Annotated in this window: 15 protein-coding genes; 13 read left to right on the top strand and 2 right to left on the bottom strand. The window is 36.4% G+C overall.

The genetic code is table 11. The features are described from left to right. Positions 1–259: 259 nt before the first annotated feature. Together B0A65_RS01320 and B0A65_RS01315 are read left to right on the top strand one after the other, a co-directional pair. Entirely contained in the window at positions 260–6382 is a 6123-nt protein-coding gene (locus B0A65_RS01320; RefSeq protein ID WP_083370389.1) for a M4 family metallopeptidase, read from the top strand. Positions 6383–6449: 67 nt separating this feature from the next. After that, positions 6450–7094 (top strand): porin family protein, encoded by a 645-nt coding sequence (locus tag B0A65_RS01315; RefSeq protein ID WP_074658184.1) that lies wholly within the window; start codon positions 6450–6452, stop codon positions 7092–7094. A 112-nt stretch (positions 7095–7206) separates the two neighbouring features. Here the strand turns inward: B0A65_RS01315 and B0A65_RS01310 are convergent, their stop codons facing one another. Further along, positions 7207–8658 (bottom strand): amidohydrolase family protein, encoded by a 1452-nt coding sequence (locus tag B0A65_RS01310; protein ID WP_074658186.1) that lies wholly within the window; start codon positions 8656–8658, stop codon positions 7207–7209. Positions 8659–9101: 443 nt separating this feature from the next. On the opposite strand from B0A65_RS01310, the gene B0A65_RS01305 reads away from it, so the two are divergent. The 5 genes from B0A65_RS01305 (at position 9102) to B0A65_RS01285 (ending at position 14484) form a co-directional block, all read left to right on the top strand. After that, the gene (locus B0A65_RS01305) at positions 9102–11102 is read left to right on the top strand and encodes an alkyl/aryl-sulfatase (RefSeq protein WP_074658188.1); all 2001 of its coding nucleotides are present in this window, start codon (positions 9102–9104) and stop codon (positions 11100–11102) included. Between the two features lie 422 nt (positions 11103–11524). Next, positions 11525–12325, top strand: a complete 801-nt coding sequence (locus B0A65_RS01300) for a transporter (RefSeq protein ID WP_074658190.1) — start codon at positions 11525–11527, stop codon at positions 12323–12325. Positions 12326–12580: 255 nt separating this feature from the next. Further along, entirely contained in the window at positions 12581–13366 is a 786-nt protein-coding gene (locus B0A65_RS01295) for a DUF2490 domain-containing protein (RefSeq protein WP_074658192.1), read from the top strand. 101 nt (positions 13367–13467) lie between these two features. Then, positions 13468–13857, top strand: a complete 390-nt coding sequence (locus B0A65_RS01290) for a helix-turn-helix domain-containing protein (protein WP_074658194.1) — start codon at positions 13468–13470, stop codon at positions 13855–13857. 177 nt (positions 13858–14034) lie between these two features. After that, positions 14035–14484, top strand: a complete 450-nt coding sequence (locus B0A65_RS01285; protein WP_123890251.1) for a hypothetical protein — start codon at positions 14035–14037, stop codon at positions 14482–14484. Between the two features lie 535 nt (positions 14485–15019). Here the strand turns inward: B0A65_RS01285 and chrA are convergent. Continuing rightward, on the bottom strand, positions 15020–16348 hold the full coding sequence (gene chrA, locus B0A65_RS01280; RefSeq protein WP_074658197.1) for a chromate efflux transporter: 1329 nt from the start codon (positions 16346–16348) through the stop codon (positions 15020–15022). A 1338-nt stretch (positions 16349–17686) separates the two neighbouring features. Between chrA and ureA the strand changes: the two genes are divergently transcribed. The 6 genes from ureA (at position 17687) to B0A65_RS01245 (ending at position 21964) form a co-directional block, all read left to right on the top strand. Continuing rightward, positions 17687–17989 carry an urease subunit gamma gene (gene ureA, locus B0A65_RS01270; protein ID WP_074658201.1) on the top strand — a complete coding sequence of 101 codons (303 nt, stop codon included), beginning with the start codon at positions 17687–17689 and terminating at the stop codon, positions 17987–17989. Between the two features lie 19 nt (positions 17990–18008). Next, the gene (gene ureB / locus B0A65_RS01265) at positions 18009–18380 is read left to right on the top strand and encodes an urease subunit beta (RefSeq protein ID WP_074658203.1); all 372 of its coding nucleotides are present in this window, start codon (positions 18009–18011) and stop codon (positions 18378–18380) included. Next, positions 18377–20098, top strand: a complete 1722-nt coding sequence (ureC, locus tag B0A65_RS01260; protein ID WP_074658204.1) for an urease subunit alpha — start codon at positions 18377–18379, stop codon at positions 20096–20098. The genes ureB and ureC overlap by 4 nt, the downstream gene beginning before the upstream one ends. Before the next feature lie 84 nt (positions 20099–20182). Further along, positions 20183–20770 carry a hypothetical protein gene (locus B0A65_RS01255; protein WP_074658206.1) on the top strand — a complete coding sequence of 196 codons (588 nt, stop codon included), beginning with the start codon at positions 20183–20185 and terminating at the stop codon, positions 20768–20770. Beyond that, a complete protein-coding gene (ureE, locus tag B0A65_RS01250) occupies positions 20770–21273 on the top strand; it encodes an urease accessory protein UreE (protein ID WP_074658208.1) in 504 nt (167 codons plus the stop codon). Before B0A65_RS01255 ends, ureE begins: the two co-directional genes overlap by 1 nt. 1 nt (position 21274) lies before the next feature. Beyond that, on the top strand, positions 21275–21964 hold the full coding sequence (locus B0A65_RS01245; RefSeq protein ID WP_074658361.1) for an urease accessory protein UreF: 690 nt from the start codon (positions 21275–21277) through the stop codon (positions 21962–21964). Positions 21965–21974 lie beyond the last annotated feature (10 nt).

Genomic DNA, 21974 nt, shown 5'->3' with positions numbered 1-21974 from the left:
TTACCAAATCTATTATAAATATGGTTTGATGAATATGAATAAAAAAAAGAAACCTTCTAAAAGTCTTGAAGAACTCTTAGAAGACGCAAAAACAAGAAAGAGCGCACTCTTAAAAATTTTAGAAAAAATAACGAAAGCAAATTCTAAGAATCAACCTCCAAATTGATTTTTAGGGTTTGCTTTTGTTGCTTCTTATTTACTCTATAAACACAATTAATTATTAATCAAAAATCTTAATGTTAACCTTTAAATTAAAAAAATGAACCAAATTTACTCTAAACCCAGGTATTTGTTTCTTTTGTTAGGTTTCTTGGTCTGTTCCGTTGGAATGGCTCAGTCACCCTTGCAAAAAAACAAAAACAGTAATGCGCAAACAGCAATACAATCGCCTGCAGCACTTCAAAAAAAGGATCAGGCTTCTCAGAAAACAACTGATCAAAATGGTAGTCAGGAGGATGATGCCAGTGCTCTTTTAACTCAAAAAAGCATAAAAGGCCAGACACTTTCGCAGGAAGAAAGTGATGCTGTTAACAAACAATTAAAAGCGAGTCAAAGTCTTTTTACTACAAGCCAAAGCGGTACAACGGCTAAAAGTACTAGTACTCAAAGCGCAGATAGTACAAAAGTCAGATCTTTTGCTAAATCGTCAAACTTGACCATACGAAATGTATTTGAGGTTAAAAAAGCCGATTTTGAATTGTCAGGTACAGACAAAATGCAGTTAAAATCAGTTTCTGATAAACACGGAAGAAGTTTAGCTACCTATCAGCAATTGCATAATTCTGTTCCTGTAGAAGGCGCTATTTACAAGGTTAGGGAAAACAAAACCAGGATTGATGCATTTGGCGAGATCAGCAGAAAATTGCCAACAAGCAGCAAATACAAAGTAAATGCTTCACAAGCCCTTGAAAATGCTCTTAAGACAATAAATGCAAAAGAGTATGTATGGCAGAGTAAAAAACTATCCTCTTTAGTTCATAAGGAAATTAAGACAAAACCAGAAGGTGAGTTAGTGTATGTTGGACCAAACTATTCTTCTCAGTTAACAGAATATCACCTGGCATGGAAATTCGATGTTTTTGCAACAAACCCGCAGTCCAGCCAGACTATGTATGTTGATGCAGAATCGGGAAAAATCATTTTAAAAATTGATTTAAGCCGCGATGTTCATATAGCAGGTGAGAATAATAATATTGGAAAAGGAAAATCACGTTACTCCGGAAATGTTACCTTTAATACCAAACAATATGCCGATGGCTATCATTTAGAGGCTTTGCAGGGAAAATTTGCCGTGCCAATCTATACCTTAAATATGAATCATTATGATAGCCCTTCAGATGAAATACTTACAGAGTATATCGACCAGGATAATAACTGGAATGAGCTATATGATAAAGACGGTAATGAGGCTGCAATTGATATTCATTGGGGACTTCAGAAAACGATAGATTATTACGAAGAAAAATTCAGCAGAAATAGTGTTGATGACAAAGGAATGACCATTTTTGGTCTGGCACACTTAGGCAATAAGGTCGAAAATGCTTCCTGGACCGGCGCATGGGCGCAATTCGGAGATGGTGACAACCAGCCTTTTGTAAGCTTGGCCATTACAGGACATGAGCTAACCCATGCGGTAACACAATTTTCTGCAGGTTTAGTTTATCAGGGAGAATCAGGGGCAATGAACGAATCTTTTAGTGATATTTTTGGTGTTTCAATTGAATTTTATGCTGCAAAAGATACTAAAAATGACATCTGGATGCTGGGAGATGAATTGTACTCCCATGGTAGTTTAAGAAGCATGTCTAATCCAAAAGCTCAGGGGCAGCCTGATACTTATGGAGGAGCAAACTGGGCAAACCCGGCAGATACATCTTATGATAATGGGGGAGTGCACATCAATAGTGGAATTACCAATTACTGGTATTACCTTTTAGTAGAGGGTGGAGAAGGAGTAAATGACCTTAATAACAGTTACAGTGTAAAACCTATTGGTCTTGCTAAAGCTGAAAAACTTGCCTACATAACCCTTACAGAATATTTATCGCCATCTTCCAATTTCAGCGATATGCGTCAGGCGACTTTAATGGCTGCCGAAGATTTGTATGGACTAGGTTCTGAAGAGTATAAGCAAATTACCAATGCGTGGTATGCTATTGGCGTGGGTACAGCTTATTCTGAGAGACAAATAGTAGTTACGGCAGTTGAAAACCCTTCCACGCCTTGTGGACCATTAAAAGGGGATGAACCTTTTTATGTGACTATTAGAAATACCGGAGCTACTGTGATCAAAGCAGATGAAGTCCTGAATTTCAAATTAAGAGCAATGGCAAGCGCCTTAGGCAGATTGATAACTTTTTATACTTTTGATGGTCAGGTTCCTTTTGCGAAAAATTTAGCGCCGGGTCAAGAGACGACTTTAAAAATTCAAGCCACAATTCCGTACCAAAAGGGCGGAGCTGTCAATTATGTAGAAGTTAAACTTGACTTGCAACCTGTAGTGGAATTTGGTGCGAAAGACGGATATTCTTTTGTTTCAAATATAACTGTTCCTAATGCAGAGAAAGATTTTGACATCAAGGTAACGGCACTTGATCTTCCAATGTACACAGGTGATGCGCTTATGGCAAATTATACGCCAGCGATTACCTTTACTAATTTAGGCTGTCAGGATATTCCAGCCGGAACTGTCTTAAAAATTGGATATACAGATACAAAAGCAGGAAGTGTTACAGTTTGGAAAGATGTTACGCTTGCGACTGCTTTTAAGGGCAAATCTCAGATGACGGTTACTTTTGATACTTCTATTGATTTATCAGCTCAAGGTTTACATACCTATGAGGGCTATGTTACATTAGCTCAGGATCCAGTAACTACTAATAATAGTATCTTAAATGCTGCATACAGCGGTATAGTAACGCAGCTTCCTTATTCTGAAGGCTTTGAAAGAACACCTGGAGGCTGGAATACAAAAGCGCTGAGCGGAACTCAGAAGTATTTGTTTCAGAATTATCCTGTTTCATTTAGAAATACTAAATCACAGTATATCTGGGCAACTACAGATATAAAAGGAAATGAAAGAATGACTCTCAATGGTGATTTTGTCCTGGAATCTCCAATCTTTGACTTTACAAATGTTGTTTCTCCCTATATTGAATTTGATTTATATTATCTGTTTCATAAAGGATATGATGGCTTAATTGTGGAATATTCTGAAGATAAAGGTAAAACATGGAAAAAAGTTGAGAATGTTAATTATCCTGAAACACTGCATTATGATGATACACAAGGCGGCTGGTTTACAGGTGTAAATACGCAGCTAAAGAAAGATCCGTATCAAATGCGCTTAGATGATCTTGCCGGAAAAAAAGTTGCGGTTCGTTTTCATGTAAAAACAGATGATTATAACGATGGCTTTTTAGGAGGATTTGTAGATAATATTCTAGTGGGTGATGCGCCTTACGACTTGGAAGTTTTATCTGCCAAATTAGACGCAGGAAAATGTGACATCAACAATACTAATGTTAGCATAAGTGCTAAAATTAGAAATAATTTTGCGACAACAAGCCAGGTGGTAAATGTGACCACTAAAGTCCTTGATGCTGCCAAAAATGAAGTTTTTTCAAAAACCGAAAAAATAACTCTAAATTTTGCAAAGTTTCAAGATACTTTAACGTATTCCATTTCAGGCATCAACCTTCAAAATGTTGGGGAGCACACTATTACTGTTTCTGTTTTTCCTGAAGACATGACAAAGGATGTTAAACAAGGTAATAATGTTATAACTTTTGCATACGATAACTGGAACAATGAAGATATGAAAGTCTCCGTACTTCCATATAAAATGGACTTTGAAGATGCAGGCAAATACAAAGGCTGGAGAACTTCGGAGAATAAAGGAGCAGCGGGATGGCAACATGGAGTACGTGCAGAATTAGGATCTCCAGGATGGTTTCTTGCAGATCACACCAAATTTATGGCTAGTAATGATGACAAATGTAATTGTGATGCTTCAAACGATATGCTGGTTTCGCCGGTATTTGATTTAACAAATTACAAAGAAGCACATTTATCATTTGATGGTTATGGAGATTCGCAGCACCTATCTGACGGTTATGTAAAAGTGAGCACCGATGGAGGACAAACCTGGACAGAAGTCTTTCATATGCCTTATTATGGCGCATGGTGGGAATATGATGTAGATTTGACAGCTTACGCAGGAAAATCTTGTGTTCAGGTGGCATTTCAGCATAATGATAATGGATTTTTTGCTAGTGGTTTTGCTGTGGATAACATCGAAATTAAAGAGAAAAAGGATTATTTGCGATTATCTAATTTTAGTGTAGCGGAAACTGTTTATGAGGATGCTCCTTCAAGTGAATTTTTTGTAAGTGTTAAGAATTTAGCCTACCAGACAATTAACAAAGTTAAAGTTGAATATCAAATCACTCAAAACGGAACAGCAGTAGGCGCTCCGGTAGTCATAGAAAAAAATGATGAGATACTTGTAGGTCAGACTATTGTTTATAAAATAGATGGTCTTCCAAAATTAGCAGCAGGAAATTACGAAATTAATGTGAAAGCTACTGCAGATGGTGCTTCAAGCGCACAAAATATTGCAAGTACTTTTCAGGTTATCGACAAAGCTTCGGAGTTAAGCAAGGAAAATTTCTCCAATATAACTCAGGGCTCCATATTTGGTTCGACGGGATTTGTATCGAATCAGAGTGATGACAACTATCCTTGGAGAGCTCTTACAACTCCTGATAATACTTATTTGACAATTCCTCTAAAAGATCACACAGGTGATACAAATGGAAAACTATTATACAGCCAGTTAGAAGGTGCTTACTATTATAGTGAGTTAGTCTCACCACTTTATAAACTCTCTGCAAACACTACAGCCTTAGAATTTTATTATGCAATGCAGAGTAATGTTAATGATGCTCTAATTATTGATATTAAACCGGTAGATGGGCAGTGGACCGAAATATGGAGAGCTGCTAATCAGGGAACATATGCAGATACTCAATGGAAAAGAGGTGTAGTGAATATTAAAAATTATGCTGGCAAGTCAGCCATGCTGCGTTTTAGACATGCTAAATCTGATGGATACTCTTATATGGTTTTTGATGACATAAAGGTAATAAGTGAAACAGTTTTGGATGTCTCATTACAGATCTTGTCTCCAAAAGACATTTGCGGCAACAGCGAAGTAAAAGTTAGGCTGACCAATGAAGGACAAAAGGTGATCACAGAAAATTCTGTTCAATTAGATTTAAACTATCAAAATACAGGGGAGAATATCTCAGAAGTTGTAACATCGGGAATTCCTGTTGGGCAAAGTATTGAGTATACTTTCAAAAAACAGCCTAAATTAGATGACAGAGAAGATTCACATGTATTTACGATTAATGCAAAATTGGAAAATGATATTATCGAACAAAATAATATTGTCAAAAATTATACCTACCAGGGTGTATCGTTAGATTTCAAAATATTTGACAGTCCGGTTATTCATGGATATGCAGATAAAACCTTGTATATCGACGCAGAAAGTAATTTTTTAGAGCGTGAATTGGAAGTTTCTTCCTATGCGTGGAATACTGGTGCTGTGACAAATGGCATAGAAGTAAGTACAGCTGGAGATTACACAGTTACAGCAGTATTAAAGAACGGATGTACGGTTTCTGAAACAATAAAAGTTGTATTGGATACTTTCGAATCTGAATTACCAAGTGGAAGTCTTTGTGGTCCGGATGTAGTTTTAAATCCAGGTAATTACAAAGCTTATGAATGGTTCGATGGGTCTACAGAACCCACTTATACTACTACAGAAAGCGGGGATTACTATGTAACTGTTTACAATGAAAGCGGATTAGGCAAAACCTTGAAAACCAGTATTTCGATTCTTGAAAATACAGTTCCGGAGATTCAGCTTTTAGGTGAAAATAAATTAATAGCTTCAGCAGATGCAACATCGTATCAATGGTATTTAAACGGGAGACCTATACCAAATGCAACTCAAAAAATGGTTGCCACAATTTGGGAAGGAAGCTACACTCTTCAGGCAACAAACAGCAACGGATGTAATAGTATGTCGACGCCTATTGAATCCAAAGGTTTGATTATCGGAAAACTAACGAATGCTTTTAGAGTTTTCCCAAACCCGGCTGCTGATAATGTAAATATCTTTTTAGCAGATGCTATTGAGGGTAAAACAGAGATGAAAATTTACGCAATGGATGGAACTTCATTATGGAGCAAAACCTACACCTCAATGCCGTCTAGCATAAATGTAAGCCAATTGATTACAGGAGTTTATGTTTTAGATTGTACGGTGAATGGAAAAAGATATACAGCTAAGATCATTAAGAAATAACAAAAATTACAGATAGAATTGGCAACTCTAATTTTAGAGTTGCCAATCTTAAAAACAAACAAGTATTATGAAAAAATCCATGCTAGTTTTATGTACACTGCTTTTGTGTGCAGCTGTTGCGGCCCAAACCGATAAGGTAAAAATTGGCGTAAAAGCAGGTTTAAATATTTCGCGTCTTATCTCTGATGAAAACCAATTGGATTCATCTGGAAAAACAGGTTTTACCGCTGGTCTTATGGCTGAAATTCCTCTGGCGAAAAACTTTGCAATTCAGCCCGAAGTTTTATATAGCCAACAGGGAATGAAATTTTCTTATTCTGATGTAGATGTAGAAAATTCTCATTATAAAAGCACAATCGAACTAAACTATTTAAACATTCCGGTAATGTTAAAGTATTATGTTGTAAAGGGATTAAGCGTGCAGGCGGGACCTCAAATCGGAATTCTTTTAAAGGCCAATAATAAATATCAGGATAACTTTTTGGGCTATGAAAATCAAGAAACTTTTAATTTGTCCGATTATGCAAATGGTATCGACACCTCTGTAAATTTTGGATTAGGTTATCAGTTTAAAGATAAGTTTTATGCAGACTTAAGATATAATATTTCCTATTCGGATATATTTAAAGATGCTAGTGCCAATACATATATTATTAACAGTGATATGAAGAATAGAGTTTTTCAAATAACGGTAGGTTATTTTTTTAAATAGAGTTAGTAGTATTCTTTATACCCTGTAAAAGCCACTCATTTTAGAGTGGCTTTTTTCGTTTAATTTAACACAATTCAGGAAGATATATACTTTTTTGAAGGACAAAGTTTTGTTAGTATGCTTTTCTTTTTTTCCAATTGTATTGATCTTTACCGAGGTTGCAGGAATTTTTCTTTTCCAAAGTCAAAAGCATTTTATCTAGTACTTTTTTATCAATCCATTGTCCATTTACAAAAACACCCGATATCATCCTTGTGTTGCTTATATCATCTAAAGGATTTGCATCAAGCAAGATAAGGTCTGCATATTTTCCAACTTCGATTGTACCAGTTTTGTCCTCAATTCCCAGCCAAAGGGCAGGTAGGCGGGTAGCAGAAGCCAATGCTTCTTGGTTTGTAAGTCCGGCTTTAACCAGAAGTTCAAGTTCATCGTGAAGCGCCCACCCCCAAACCACTCCCGACACTCCGGAATCTGTTCCAGCTACAATTGGAACTTCAGCATCCTTAAATGCCTTTACTAAACGGAAATGAAAGTCAACCATGCTATCAATACGGGCAATGCGCTTTGGATCAGTTTCATTATTATAATGATTGGAATAAAGCCATTTACTCTGCATAAGCGGATGTACATATTTAAGACTTGGTAAATTCCGAATACCGTCAAGGGAATGGGTTTGCTCAGCGATCCTCTGCATAGTTGTTAAGGTTGGAGTAAGCCAGGTTCCGTTTTCTTTGGCAAGTTTTGCAAAACGCTGCGCATCCTCATTGCGCAGGTCCTTACTTTGCTTGGATAGCTCCTCGGCATGTGCTATCATATCAAAATTGGGAACAAATGCTTGCTCTAATCTCCCTTTAAAAGCGTTAGGAATATGACCTACAACTTTCATATGGTTTTTTAAAGCCTCATCAACAATGGCTTTATAGGTTTCAATATTTAAGCCTGAATATACTTTAATAAATTCATAGCCTTGCGCTTTGGCGATACGAACACTTTGCCTTCCGTCTTCTGGTGTATTGGCAATATTTCCCGAACCGTCCCCGCCATCGATCAAAAATGCCAGCGCAATGCGGGGTCCAATCACCTTTTGCTTAATAATTTCATTTCTTTGTCCAAAATGCTCTACCCTGGCACTTAATTCCAGTACAGTTGTAACGCCGTTTGCGATATACAATAGCATAAAATCTTGCGTGTCCGAAAAAAGAGTGGCACCTTTTGTAGGATAATCTGAAGCGAAATTTATGTCCGCCAAATTGTGCACATGCATATCAACCAAGCCGGGAATCAGCCATTTATTTTTTGCATCTATGATTTTTGCATCCTCAGGAATTGTTCCATTGATGGAGAAAATTTTGTTCTCTTTAATAACCAAAGTAGCATTTTTGATGACTTTATTATCTGTAGTCATTGTAATGATATTCACATTCCTGATTGCATAGGTTTCATTTTTTAAAACATCTTCATTTGGAAGGTTTTTGCATGACAGATGTTTAGAATTTGAACATCCCATTAATATTGTCAGGATAAAAAGCAACAGTGAGAGATAGTAATAATTTCTGTATGTCATAGCCTTGATAAATTTGGTATAACTTATTTATAATGATGACCTGGTAACTATTATACACGCAATTTTGGTTAAATTGTATTGGCAAACATCATGTTATATTTTATTTCAAAAATATAAATTATTAGCTACAAATTACCATACGGACTTTTTATTTGAATATAAATAACTCCATGAAGCGATTTTTTTTATCCTAAATAATAAATTCCAGTTCAAAACTAAATAGCTCCAAACCAAATATCTCCAAACTGATTTATTTTTGAAGATTTTCACGGTAGAAATAGATCAACATTAAAAAAGGAGGTGTCTTTTTCTGTTTTTTGGTTGCAAATTATAATTTGAAACCACTTTTGCCCCTATGTATTATTTCTCTTATTATTTTAGAATTAATTTTAGATTAACTGCTATGTAATTTAGTATTATTATTTAATTTAAATCTATAAAATATGAAAAGAGTACCAAAAACAACAGTCAGATTTTTATCATTAATCAGCTTATTTGCTGTGATGAAAACCTATTCCCAAAAAATCCAAACAGACAAAAATCAAAAAGATGCAACCAGTTTTACCCAGAAAGCCAATAATGATTTGTTGTCCTATTTGCCTTTTTCAGACAAAACGGATTATGAGAATGCAAAAAGAGGTTTTATTGCTACAATTCCGGCAGGAAATATAAAGGATGAAAAGGGAAATGTGATCTACGATATGAAACAGTACGATTTTATAAAAGGTACTGCGCCGGCAACCACAAACCCAAGTTTATGGCGTCAGAGTGAACTGAACAGTATTAACGGCTTATTTGAAGTAAAAAAAGGTTCAATCTATCAAATCAGGGGACTAGATTTGGCTAACATGACTTTAATTGTCGGTAAAACAGGATGGATTATAATTGATCCTCTTTTATCTCCCGAGACCTCTAAAGCCGGATTAGCACTTGCAAATGAAAAGGTGGGAAAGAGACCCGTTGCGGCAGTTATCATTACACACAGCCATATCGATCACTTTGGAGGAATAAGAGGTGTTGTTGATGAAAAAGATATAAAAAGCGGTAAAATACCAATTTATGTTCCTGAAGGATTTTTCGATCATTCAATCAGTGAGAATGTAATGGGAGGAAATACAATGGGAAGAAGGGCTTCTTACATGTATGGAAATTTACTTCCAAAGGATGCAAAAGGAACATTAGGAAGTGGCCTGGGACAAACGACCTCTACTGGATTGGCCGGTATTCTGGACGGTACCGTGAAGATTAATAAACTTGCGGGTGAGCAAAAAACTGTGGATGGTTTAAAAGTAGAGTTTATTTATACTCCTGAATCTGAAGCTCCTGCCGAGATGATGTTTTATTTCCCGGAACTTAAGGCATTTTGCCAGTCAGAAGATTTGACCCATACCCTTCATAATTTATACACCTTAAGAGGGGCACAAGTGCGTAACGGCCAGAAATGGAGTGCTTATATTGATTTGGCACTTGCCAAATGGGGAGATGATGTGGAGTTTTCTTTTGCTTCTCATCACTGGCCAACCTGGGACAATAAAAACATTAAACCGTATTGGGAAAAACAACGTGATTTATACCGTTTTATCCATGACCAAACTTTAAGGCTGGCCAATGAGGGGTATACTCCAATAGAGATTGCCGAAATGCTGAAACTTCCCGAATCATTAGATAAAGAGTTTTACAGCCGTGGCTATTATGGGACTTTAAGCCATAATGTGCGCTCTCAGTATCAATTGTATTTTGGATGGTTTGATGGAAATCCTTCCAATTTAAATAAATTAACTCCTGTAGATGCCGGGATAAAATATGTTGAATTTATGGGCGGCGCGGATAATTTATTATCTAATGCCAAAAAATCGTATGATAAAGGGGAATATCGCTGGGTGGCTGAAGTGGTGAGCCATTTGGTTTTTGCAGATCCAAAAAACCAGGATGCAAGAAATCTTCTGGCAGATGCTTACGAACAATTGGGTTACGTAGCTGAATCTGGTCCGTGGAGAAACTTTTACCTGTCAGGTGCAACAGAATTAAGAAATGGAGTTAAGGTATTACCATCTCCTGATACAGCAGGTCCGGATATGGTTCGTGGTATGAGTACTGATTTATTTTTTAATTTTCTGGCTATGAAATTTAAAGGAACAGAGCCTGATGCTACGGCTATGAAATATAATTTTAATATTGTCCTTCCGGATGTAAAAGAAAAAGTAGCCTTAATTGTAGAAAATGGAGTTGTAAATCCTAGAATTGGTGGAAGTGTAAAAGACAATGTTACAGCCACAATTACAATCAATAGAAGTGACTTGAATAAAGTAAGTTTGAAAGAAGCCTCTTTTGCTGATTTATTAAAATCAAAAGCAATAAAAATTGATGGAGATCAAAATGCTTTTACAACATTTTTAGGAAAAATAGACAGCTTCAATTTCTGGTTTAATATTGTTGAACCTTAATTATAAATAAACAGATCCGGTCTGGCGCTGTCTAATGATGGATACCCGCTGAAATTATTGAAAGTTTGTTGAGATGCAAGAGCATTTCAGCGCGGTATCCTTATTTATCAGCTAGCATCAGACTGACACAACTAAAAAAATATTTTAACAACATATTTAAAGGGAGTTTTATTCATATGATGGGCAATGAACTTTACATTGATAATGCACTATTGGAATTTATGGCTGAAGATTATAATCTGCATCCATAAAAACAAAAAAGGATGCAGCTCTGTATAAGTTTGAGATTACTTCCCAGGAATTAAAATTTCAGGTATCAGATAAGTAAAAAACTTCCATTTCTCATTCCTGCTTTTAAAGTTTCTGTCAAATGCTTCATAAGAAAAAATGACACTTTATAAATGTAATTAATACTTAAAGTTATGAATCAGATATTCAGCACAAAATTTTTAGTCTGTATTTTATTTTTCTCTATTGTCAGTCTTCATGCGCAGGATGATGCTGCTGAGCTGGCCAAGAAGCTTGCCAATCCGATTGCCAGCCTAATCAGTGTACCTTTTCAGAACAATAGTGATTATGGTATTGGAGATTTAAAAGGAAGCCGTAATACGCTCAACTTCCAGCCGGTCATACCAATAAGCATAAACGAAAACTTAAATATGATCGCAAGGGTTGTATTGCCCATAGTTACACAGAATAATATTACAGGAATCGCCGAAAAACAGAGCGGATTAAGCGATGCGGTAGTTAGCGCTTTTTTCAGTCCAAAAAACACAAAAAATGGTTTCACCTGGGGAGTAGGACCTGCTTTTCTAATCCCTACAGGAACAGATGATTTCCTTACCAGTAAAAAGTTCGGTATAGGTCCCACTGCTGTGGCCCTAAAGCAGAGCAACGGATGGACCATAGGTGCACTAGTAAATCAATTGTGGAGCGTAGCGGGAAGCGATGAGCGTCCTGATGTAAGCCAAATGTTTGTACAGCCTTTTATAACGCACAACTGGAAAAGCGGAGCCGGTATAGGCCTTGTAGGGGAATGGACACAGAACTGGGAAGCCAGAACTACTTCAGTATGGCTGATCCCGAATGTCAGCGGAGTGACAAGTATCGGTAAGCAAAAAATTTCATTGGCTATCGGACCCCGTGTGCATCTTATTGCCCCTGAAAGCATGAGAGCCGATTGGGGATGGAGAGCTATGGTTATTTTTCTTTTCCCTAAGTGATTTATAGAATATACCTTTAAAATCAGGATCTGCTTTGTTCTCTGTGCTGAAATTTATTGGGACTTCTGTAAAAATGATATCTATAATGAAACATGGATAAATTTCTTGATTTTTTGCAATTTCAGCTGAGTTCTTTTATGCGTTGCGTCCCTATTGTTTTAACTTCAATAAAGCAGTTGAAATACCCATAGCATATGTGAGCAGCAGGGACTAATTATTTTTTATATAATTACGATCGATTTTTATCCTATCACTATGCTGAAATATATTTGCCTTTCTTTTTTTTATTTTGTCTGCGCAGTTTCTTCGGCCCAGACAGATAATTTAAATCAATTTTGGAATCAGTATGATTTTACAAGAGATTTAAGTCAGAATTGGGTATTGCAGGGGGATGCCGGATTTGTGTCAAGCAGTACCCCGGATGACCCTAATATGTTTCACGGCATAACCCAGTATTACCTAAGGGGATGGATCCATTATTATGCGTTTGAAAAATGGAAATTTTCTGCTTTTATTTCTAATTATTCAAATAAAAACGTTCCTGAATTAAATCAAAAACAAGCACGGGAATTCAGAACTGCCCTGCAGGCAACTTATAGTTTATATCAGTCTGCGGCTGTTAAAATTAACCTGCGGGCTAGATTCGAAGACAGGCATATGCAAACTGATGAAAATTATATGGAAGCTGTAGAACGCCTCAGATTTCAGGTTAAGGCAGTGTGCCCACTATCAACGCTAGGGGTAAAAGTAAAAAAAATGTATGTTTTCGCTTCCGATGAACTGTTTTTTAAAACTAAAAGCCAGGTAAGTGGCCCGGAGGTATTTGACCGAAACAGGGCCATGGTGGGCTGTGGATTTGCTTTTTCAGAGGATATTAAAATTGAGGCGGCATACGCCAATGAAATCATGCCCCGAAGCGGAACAGACAAATTAGTAAATGCTTTTCAAGTCAAAGGGGTTTTTAATAATATATTTTCCCATTTATTAAAACCATTTAAAAGAAAAAAGAATGAGGTTGACCAGGGCGAAGGTGATTTATAGCTTAATTGGCAGCACTAGCTTAATATCGTAAAAATTAGTTAGAAGTGACTGCTTGTGTTTTTCACTGCAAGGCATATCTTTAATAACATTAGATCAGAATTATGGGATATGAAAAATTAACATCAAAACAAAAGAAATATTATTTAGCAAAAATAGAAAGGGTCCTGGCCTCCAATAAGCTCTTTTTGCAAAATGATTTTTCTCTGCCGGATCTTGAAAAAGAAACAGGAATTAAGCTTCATACTATTTCGTATATAATTAATTCGCAAATCAATCATCATTTTACTGATTATATTAATTTAAAGAGAATTGATTATTTTAAAGGAAAAATTAACGATGCCGACTGGAAAGGTTTAACGCTCGAAAAAATGATCCAGGCTTGTGGCTTTAAGTCCAGGACCACGGGTTACAGGGCATTTAAAAAACATTTAGGCATTGCTCCTTCAGAATATTTAAAATTGTACAGAGTGCACAGCCCTAGGTCATATTGAAGCAATTATATAGGTTTAAGGTATTAGACATAAATCAGGTTTTTTAAATTTAAAATTTTTCATATGCTGCAGACCAGATTCATTGAGTCATTAATTTTAATTTTTAGTTTAAGCCTTCTCTTCGGGGCTAATTGCTTGGGACAGGAAACTAAGGAGTCATTTGATCCCCATCATCAGTTGTCTATTGTCCTTAGTCATGCCCATGTCTTTGATGGAAGAGATGATGAAGGACATAGGGAAGTGCTGTCATTGCCCTCATGGGGAATTGATTATACCTATCATTTTACCCAGAAATGGGCTGCGGGTCTTCATACTGATTTTATTGTTGAAAAATTTGCAGTTCAAAAAAATCTGGCTAGCGGCCAGGAGAAAGAAACAATTGAACGCAGCTATCCGATTGCTCCGGCTATTGTGGGTATTTATAAGCTTAATGAACATTGGAGTTTTTTACTTGGAATGGGTGGTGAATTTGCCAAAGAGGAGGATTTTCTGCTCACCAGGGCCGGTATTGAGTATGGATATGAACTGCCAAAAGGATGGGAGCTCTTGGGAAGTTTGGGTTATGATTTCAAATGGAATGCTTATGATACCTGGACCATTGGAATTGGAATAGGCAGGAGTTTTTGATGAAAAAAATGGGTTTCCTAAAACCGTAAGCAGTAGCCGGGGTGTATTTCATATTATTTTTTATGTTTAATATTATTTTTAGGAGCTTTTCCCGCTATTCGTTCCACCCGAGCATAGCGAACTGGCGAAGCAATCTTTTGTGCCGAACACCGGGACAAAAGGATTTTCACTTCTATCGGGGCTAGGGCTGCCCGAGAGTCCTGTTTTGTCCTGAAGATATAATATATGCTAACCTAAACTTCTTAGGCATTGATTTTGCTGGTTTTCTGGTTTTGTAAATTATCTTTTGCCACGATTTGACACAAAACTTAAAACGTCACTTCTAAAATACTTTTTATCAAATATTGTAAATTTAAGTGATAGCGACCATCCGATTTCAATTTAAAGTCCGCCGGTGTGCCGGGCTCTTACAGGAGGATTACCGATAAGGACACTCACAAAATCCGGGTGAATAAATACGCTAGTAAGTGTTGGCGCCCACTTTGGAACCTTCAATTTTAGAATTAACACTGTTAAACTAACAGAGACTTGCTGTTCAAAATAGTGCAAAATAACGCAGTAAACCATAAAGAACACTTATTACTATAAGGTACAGCATATTTAGCTTATAGTTTATAAGTAAAAACAGCGATAATAGAACCCATCCAAGTGACATCCAGTCAAAATTATGTAAAGCAATACCTTTGCCTGAAAACAAAATACCTTCTCCAAGATAAAAGGCAAGATTTATAATAACCCCGACAACAGCAGCGGTGATTAATGATAGAACGGCTTGTACGGTCTGATTTTTTTGGGATTTTTCAATCAGTGGCGCGCCTATAAAAATCATGATAAAATTGGGAAGAAACGTAAAATAACTTGCTGTCAGAAGGCCAACAGTTCCCATAAGCAAAGAGCCGTTAAAGTGATTTAACCCTGCCATAAAACCTACATACGAGAGTACGATCACCAGCGGCCCGGGAGTGGTTTCGGCCAAAGCAAAACCATCTATCATTTGGGATTTGGAAAGCCAGGCCAGTTTATTTGTTACCAAATTGGCTACATAGGGAATCACAGTGTAAGATCCGCCAATGGTTAAAAATGCAGTTTGGGTAAAAAGCAAGGAAAGCTTTTGCCAAAATAGCGTATCGGTCAGCAGAAATGTTAGGCTTAAAAAGGGAACAAGCCAAAGAAATATAAAGACAACAGACTGCTTTATTATTGTTTTTAAAGATGTCTTGTGTGGGGTTTGATCACTATTTATATAGTATAAATCCTCATGATCTCGGGTCGTATTCTTTTCTTTTTTCAAGAGCATAACCCCTGGCACAGCAATACGAATTAGAACTGAAAAAAAGATGACCCCAAATAGTATTAAAGGAGTTGAAATATGAAGAAAATAGGAACAGGTAAATGAGCAAAAAGCAGCCGTATAATGTAAAAAAGTTGTTAATGATTTTTGTCCTACTTTCCACGTAGCAGAGATGATAATAGCCAGTACTGCGGGTTTTAAACCATTAAAAACAGATCCCAGTAACGGGGTATTGCCATAAAGGGCATAGATAATACTCAGACACAAGAGAATAAACATAGAAGGTAATATAAAAAAAATACCTGATATAATGCCACCTTTAATTCCATGTAATTTCCACCCAAGATAAATTGCTAACTGATGAGCTTCCGGACCTGGCAAAATCATACAAGCATTAAGTGCACTAAAAAACTTCCTGTTACTAACCCATTTCTTTTTTTCGACCAGAAAATCATGCATAATGCTAACATGACCTGTTGTACCGCCAAAACTTATCCAACCTAGTATAAACCAAAAACGAATTGCCTCCGCAAAATTTGGCTGTTGAATTTTATTTTTTTTTAATGTTTGCATTTATGTAGGTTTTCCAATTTGGCTTATTTACGAACCAATTCTTATATGAAGTTTGGACCTTGTTTACTTTGCACTTCCGTAAGTGTAAGCAAGGTTTTTCGAGTTGCAAAGTTAAGTAAGTTATTAGGTTTGCAGTAATCTCTTAAAAAGTTCTTTATTACTATAGTTAGAAAATTGATTGTAAAGTTTCAAATCTAAACTTCTTAGTCCTTATTTGGCCAGGAATCTTTTTTTTTAAAGCATTTTTGTGCCACGATTTGACCAAAGTGCTTAAATTACCCTTTTTAGCTTCTATCTGCTCAAAAAAACTTAAACTATCTAAAATGAATGCTGTAGTTCTGGTATATTTGATATATTCGAAGCCAAAATTGGTTGAAGTTAACCACACAACCATGCTCATGGTGCCAAAGTAGGTTAAAGAGTGTCAATAAGTCACCTACGGTAGAATAATTTTAATAAGAGTATTGCTAATCAGCAAAGTGTTAGAACCGTGTTAAATTTTTGCTATTTATAAATTTGGAAAAGAAAAGTCAAGATTTGTGCTACTCAATTGTATTTCAACCCTACTAAATTTGCAAGTACAAAAGGAACAATCCTATAATAATAGAAGTCTTCACGATGAAGTTAGCGTATATTCTTTTTTTGCAAATTTGCCTCTTAACTATCCCAAATAGTTATAGTAATGGTATTGTAAATAGGGTGAATAGTCATGCGGTAACTGAATCCGTTTTTAGTACTTCAACTACAGCTAAGACTACATTTGAAAAAGCATTTTCAGATTCTGATGATTTAAAATTTGTTTTATTTGAGAATACTTCTGAAACAGAAAAATGCAGCAACCCTTTACTTGCACCTCTACTTTATTTAAATAAAAGCTTAAGGGACAGTTGTTTTGTTTGCACAGAAAGTGCGAAATTAAATAATAAAGGGTTATTGGAGCGAAACTTTACTCCTTTTCGAAACATGTCAAGAAATATCCTATTTCACAGCTTTAAAATCCACTTTTAATTCTTTTTAAACTGCTTAGCTGCAATTTAGTGTACTAGATTTATGGTAAAAATGAAGTTTTTTATCGTGAATGAAAAGACGTGCCAACATTTAAATGGAGAATAAAAATTACTTATTTCTCATTACACTTTGCAGTAAACAAGACAGTTGCAGGTCTTTTTATAAATGCATCACCAGTTTATCTAAATAAAATTCTATTTAGAAAGCGCAACTATTGCCTACACTTCAACCTATTTTTTATTGCATCTGAAAAAATCATAATTGATCTAAAAAGACTCAGTTATGGAGCTTTCAATGTTACACGTTATTTTTTAACTAAAATATTTTATTATGCATTTAACACCAAGAGAAATTGAGAAACTAATGCTGCATACAGCTGGCGAATTAGCTCAAAAAAGGAAAGCCCGTGGCTTAAAACTAAATTATCCTGAAACCATTGCTCTTATTAGCAGTGAATTGATGGAATGTGCACGCGATGGCAAAACAGTAGCCGAGTTAATGCAATATGGCGCGACACTGCTTCGAAGAGAAGATGTAATGGAAGGCGTTGCGGAAATGATTCATGATATTCAAATTGAAGCTACATTTCCTGATGGCACCAAACTAGTAACTGTGCACAATCCTGTGCGATAAACTTAAAAAAAACATAGCGATGATTCCAGGAGAAATTATATTAAAAGATAGTGCTATTATTTGTAATGATAGCCGTGAAACGTTAACTGTAAAAGTTACCAATACCGGAGACAGACCAATCCAGGTAGGTTCCCATTTTCACTTTTTTGAAGTGAACAGAATGATGTCATTTGACAGAGAAAAAGCATTCGGAATGCGATTAAACATTATTGCCAGTACAGCAGTGAGATTTGAGCCAGGAGAAGAGAAAGAAGTTGAACTGACTGAGTTTGGCGGAAACCAGCGACTTTTTGGACACAACAACTTAGTAGATGGAGACTTATCTCCGCATAACAAAGCTGTTGCATTAGAACGTTTAAAAGAAGGCGAATTTAAAAATGTGAAATCATGAGTTTAGAGGTAACTAGAAAAAATTATACGAGTATTTTTGGTCCAACTGTTGGAGATCAAATACGTTTAGGAGATACAGAGCTTATTATAGAAATTGAAAAAGATTTCTGCTCTTATGGAGACGAAGCAAAATTTGGAGGCGGAAAAACAGTTAGAGACGGTATGTGCCAATCTTCTACTGCTTTGCGTGATGAAGGTGTTCTAGATTTTGTAATTACTGGTGCGACAATTATTGACCACTGGGGAATTGTAAAAGGAGATATTGGTATTAAAGATGGGAAAATTGTTGGAGTTGGTAGAGCGGGAAATCCTGATACCATGGACAATATCACACCAGGCATGATTATCGGAGCTTCAACAGAAGTTCATGGAGGACATGGATATATTGTTACAGCTGGAGGAATTGATACGCACATACACTTTATTAGTCCTACTCAAATTGAAACAGCTTTGTACAGTGGTGTTACTACCATGATCGGTGGTGGAACTGGCCCTGCTGATGGAACAAATGCTACAACAGTTACTCCAGGAAAACACAACATCAAAAGAATGTTACAGGCTGCAGAAGCATTTCCTGTAAACGTTGGTTTTTTCGGAAAAGGAAATGTGGCTACAGAAGCTCCAATTGAAGAACAAATCGAAGCAGGAGCCTTAGGAGTAAAAATCCATGAAGATTGGGGGGCAACTCCAGCTGTAATTGATGCTTCTTTAAAAGCGGCAGATAAATATGATGTGCAGGTAGCCATTCATACCGATACGCTTAATGAAGGAGGATTTCTTGAAGATACCATGAATGCTATTGCAGGACGTGTTATCCACACCTTCCATACCGAAGGAGCAGGTGGTGGCCATGCGCCTGATATTATCAAGGCGGCAATGTATCCAAATGTATTGCCAGCATCTACAAATCCAACCAGACCTTATACAACAAATACTATCGATGAACATTTGGATATGTTGATGGTTTGTCATCATTTGAGTCCGCAAATCCCGGAAGATGTGGCTTTTGCCGATTCGCGTATTCGCCCTGAAACTATTGCTGCAGAAGATGTGCTTCAAGATATGGGAGTGTTCAGTATCATGAGTTCTGATTCTCAGGCTATGGGACGTGTAGGTGAAGTAATTACCCGTACTTGGCAAACGGCAGATAAGATGAAGAAACAGAAAGGTCATTTAGCCGAAGATGCAGCAAACAAAAACGACAACTATCGCGCAAAAAGATATGTGTCTAAATACACAATTAATCCTGCAATCGCGCACGGAATTTCTAATTATGTTGGGTCAATAGAAGCAGGCAAAATTGCTGACTTGGTAATTTGGAAACCTTCATTATTTGGAGTGAAGCCAGAAATTATCGTAAAAGGAGGTTTTATTGCCGCAAGCAAAATGGGGGATGCTAATGCTTCTATTCCAACACCGCAGCCTATTATTATGCGTAATATGTTTGGAACGTATGGAAAAGCATTGACTAAAACGGTTTTTACCTTTGTTTCTCAGGCAAGTATTGATAATAATATTGCCGAAGAATATGGTTTGGAAAAGAAATTGTTAGCTGTTTCAAATTGCAGAAACATTGGCAAGGCTGATATGATTCATAACAACGCAACTCCGGAGATCATGGTAAATGCTGAAAACTATACCGTGACAATCGATGGAGAAAAAATCACCTGCGAACCAGTGGATAAACTTCCACTGGCACAATTATACTATTTATTTTAATTAATAACTCTTATTCTACTTCTTACTGCGGCAATTCATTTTGTTGCAGTAAGATTAGGGATAAAAACCTCAAAAAAGAATTTTATGAATAATTGGAAAATTAATTTGGGTTTTATTCTTTTTCTAGTATGTGCCAGTCTTACAACGGTTCGTGCACAAAAAGGATCTTTAATGCTTTATGGTTCTTTAACTTATAAAGATAATAATAATACGGGAAGTAGTTTTGGTGCAAATCCAATTGGGGTGGGATATTTTTTTAATGATCATGTTGTTGCAGGGATGAATTTTGCTTTTGATCAAGAGAAAAACGCAGCAGGAAATCTTACCGACTCTAAACACGAAATCGGTCCTTTTTACAGTGACTCTTGGAGTATCGGAGATCATTTTGCCATTATCGCTCAGGCTGACGCGCATTATGTATGGGGAAATACGCTTATGAATACTCCAGGATCTTATAGCTATAACGGTTATCTGGGAAGAATCTATCCAATTGTAGCCGTACTTCTTGGTCATGGATGGGCACTAAAAGCGAAGTTCTGTGAATTATCATATGAAAATACTACAGGAAATGATGCAAATAAAACGAGTAATCGAACATTTGTTGCCGGAATAAATGGATCAACATTCGGATTAGGAGTTTCAAAAAACATTTCCCTTAAAAAATCGAAATAATGATTATACAACAGATAATAGGTAATACAAAAACACATTCAATTGAAGGTCTTGAGATCGATCTTCTCGAAATTGAGTGGTTTGAAACTACTAAGAGAATTCAGCGCAAGCGAACAAATTCAGGATTAGAAATTGCGATTAAGTTTATTCAGGAAGGTCAGCGATTGAATCAAGATGATATTCTTTATCAAGATGATAAAAAAGCAGTCGTTGTAAACATTAAACCTTGCGAAGCGATTGTAATGACACCTTCATCTTTATTAGAAATGGGTACGATTTGTTATGAAATTGGAAACAAGCATCTTCCATTATTTATTCAAAATAATCAGATTATGATGCCTTTTGAAATGCCAATGTTTAGATGGCTTGAAGCGAGTGGTTATAAACCAGAAAAACAGGAGATTAAGCTCTTGCATTTGCTAAAATCAAATGTAGCACCTCATGGTCACGGAAATTCGTCTCTTTTTACAAAAATCCTAAACATGGCTTCTTCAAATGACTAATATAGAAAACACTTATTTAGGAAGTCTTCTCCATTTGGCAGATCCAACTTTGCCAATTGGTGGATATACACACTCTAACGGATTGGAGACTTATGTTCAGGACGAGGCAGTAAATTCTGTGGCTTCGGCAAAAGAGTTTGTAACAAACATGTTAATGTATAACATTAAGTATAATGACGCAGCCTTTTTAAAACTAGCTTATGTAGCTGCCGCAAATAATGACTTTGAGACTATAATTAAACTCGATCAGGAATGCAGTGCTTTAAAGAGTCCGCGTGAAATACGCGAAGCAAGCCAGAAACTGGGAATTCGATTAATCAAGATTTTTCGAAGACAGAAGGCATTTGATCTCGTCAATGATTATGAACGTGCAATCGCCGATAAAAAGGCATCTGCACACTATTGCATTGCTTTTGGAATGTACGCGCAGTTGCTGGAAATTCCTCTGGACGAAGCTTTATTCGCATTCTATTACAATGCCGCTATCGGAATGATTACCAATTCGGTTAAGCTAGTGCCTCTAGGACAACTAGATGGACAAGATGTTTTATTCGAATTGGAGCCACTGCTTAAAAAATTAGCAAAAGAAACTTTAACAATAGACAGAGAACTTGTAGGTCTTTGCAGCATCGCTTTTGATATTCGATGCATGCAACACGAGAGACTTTATTCAAGATTATATATGTCGTAGGAAAAGAAGA

The sequence above is a fragment of the Flavobacterium frigidimaris genome, assembly GCF_002217275.1.
GTDB lineage: Bacteria > Bacteroidota > Bacteroidia > Flavobacteriales > Flavobacteriaceae > Flavobacterium > Flavobacterium aquidurense.
This window is presented reverse-complemented; position numbering and strand designations above follow the sequence as displayed.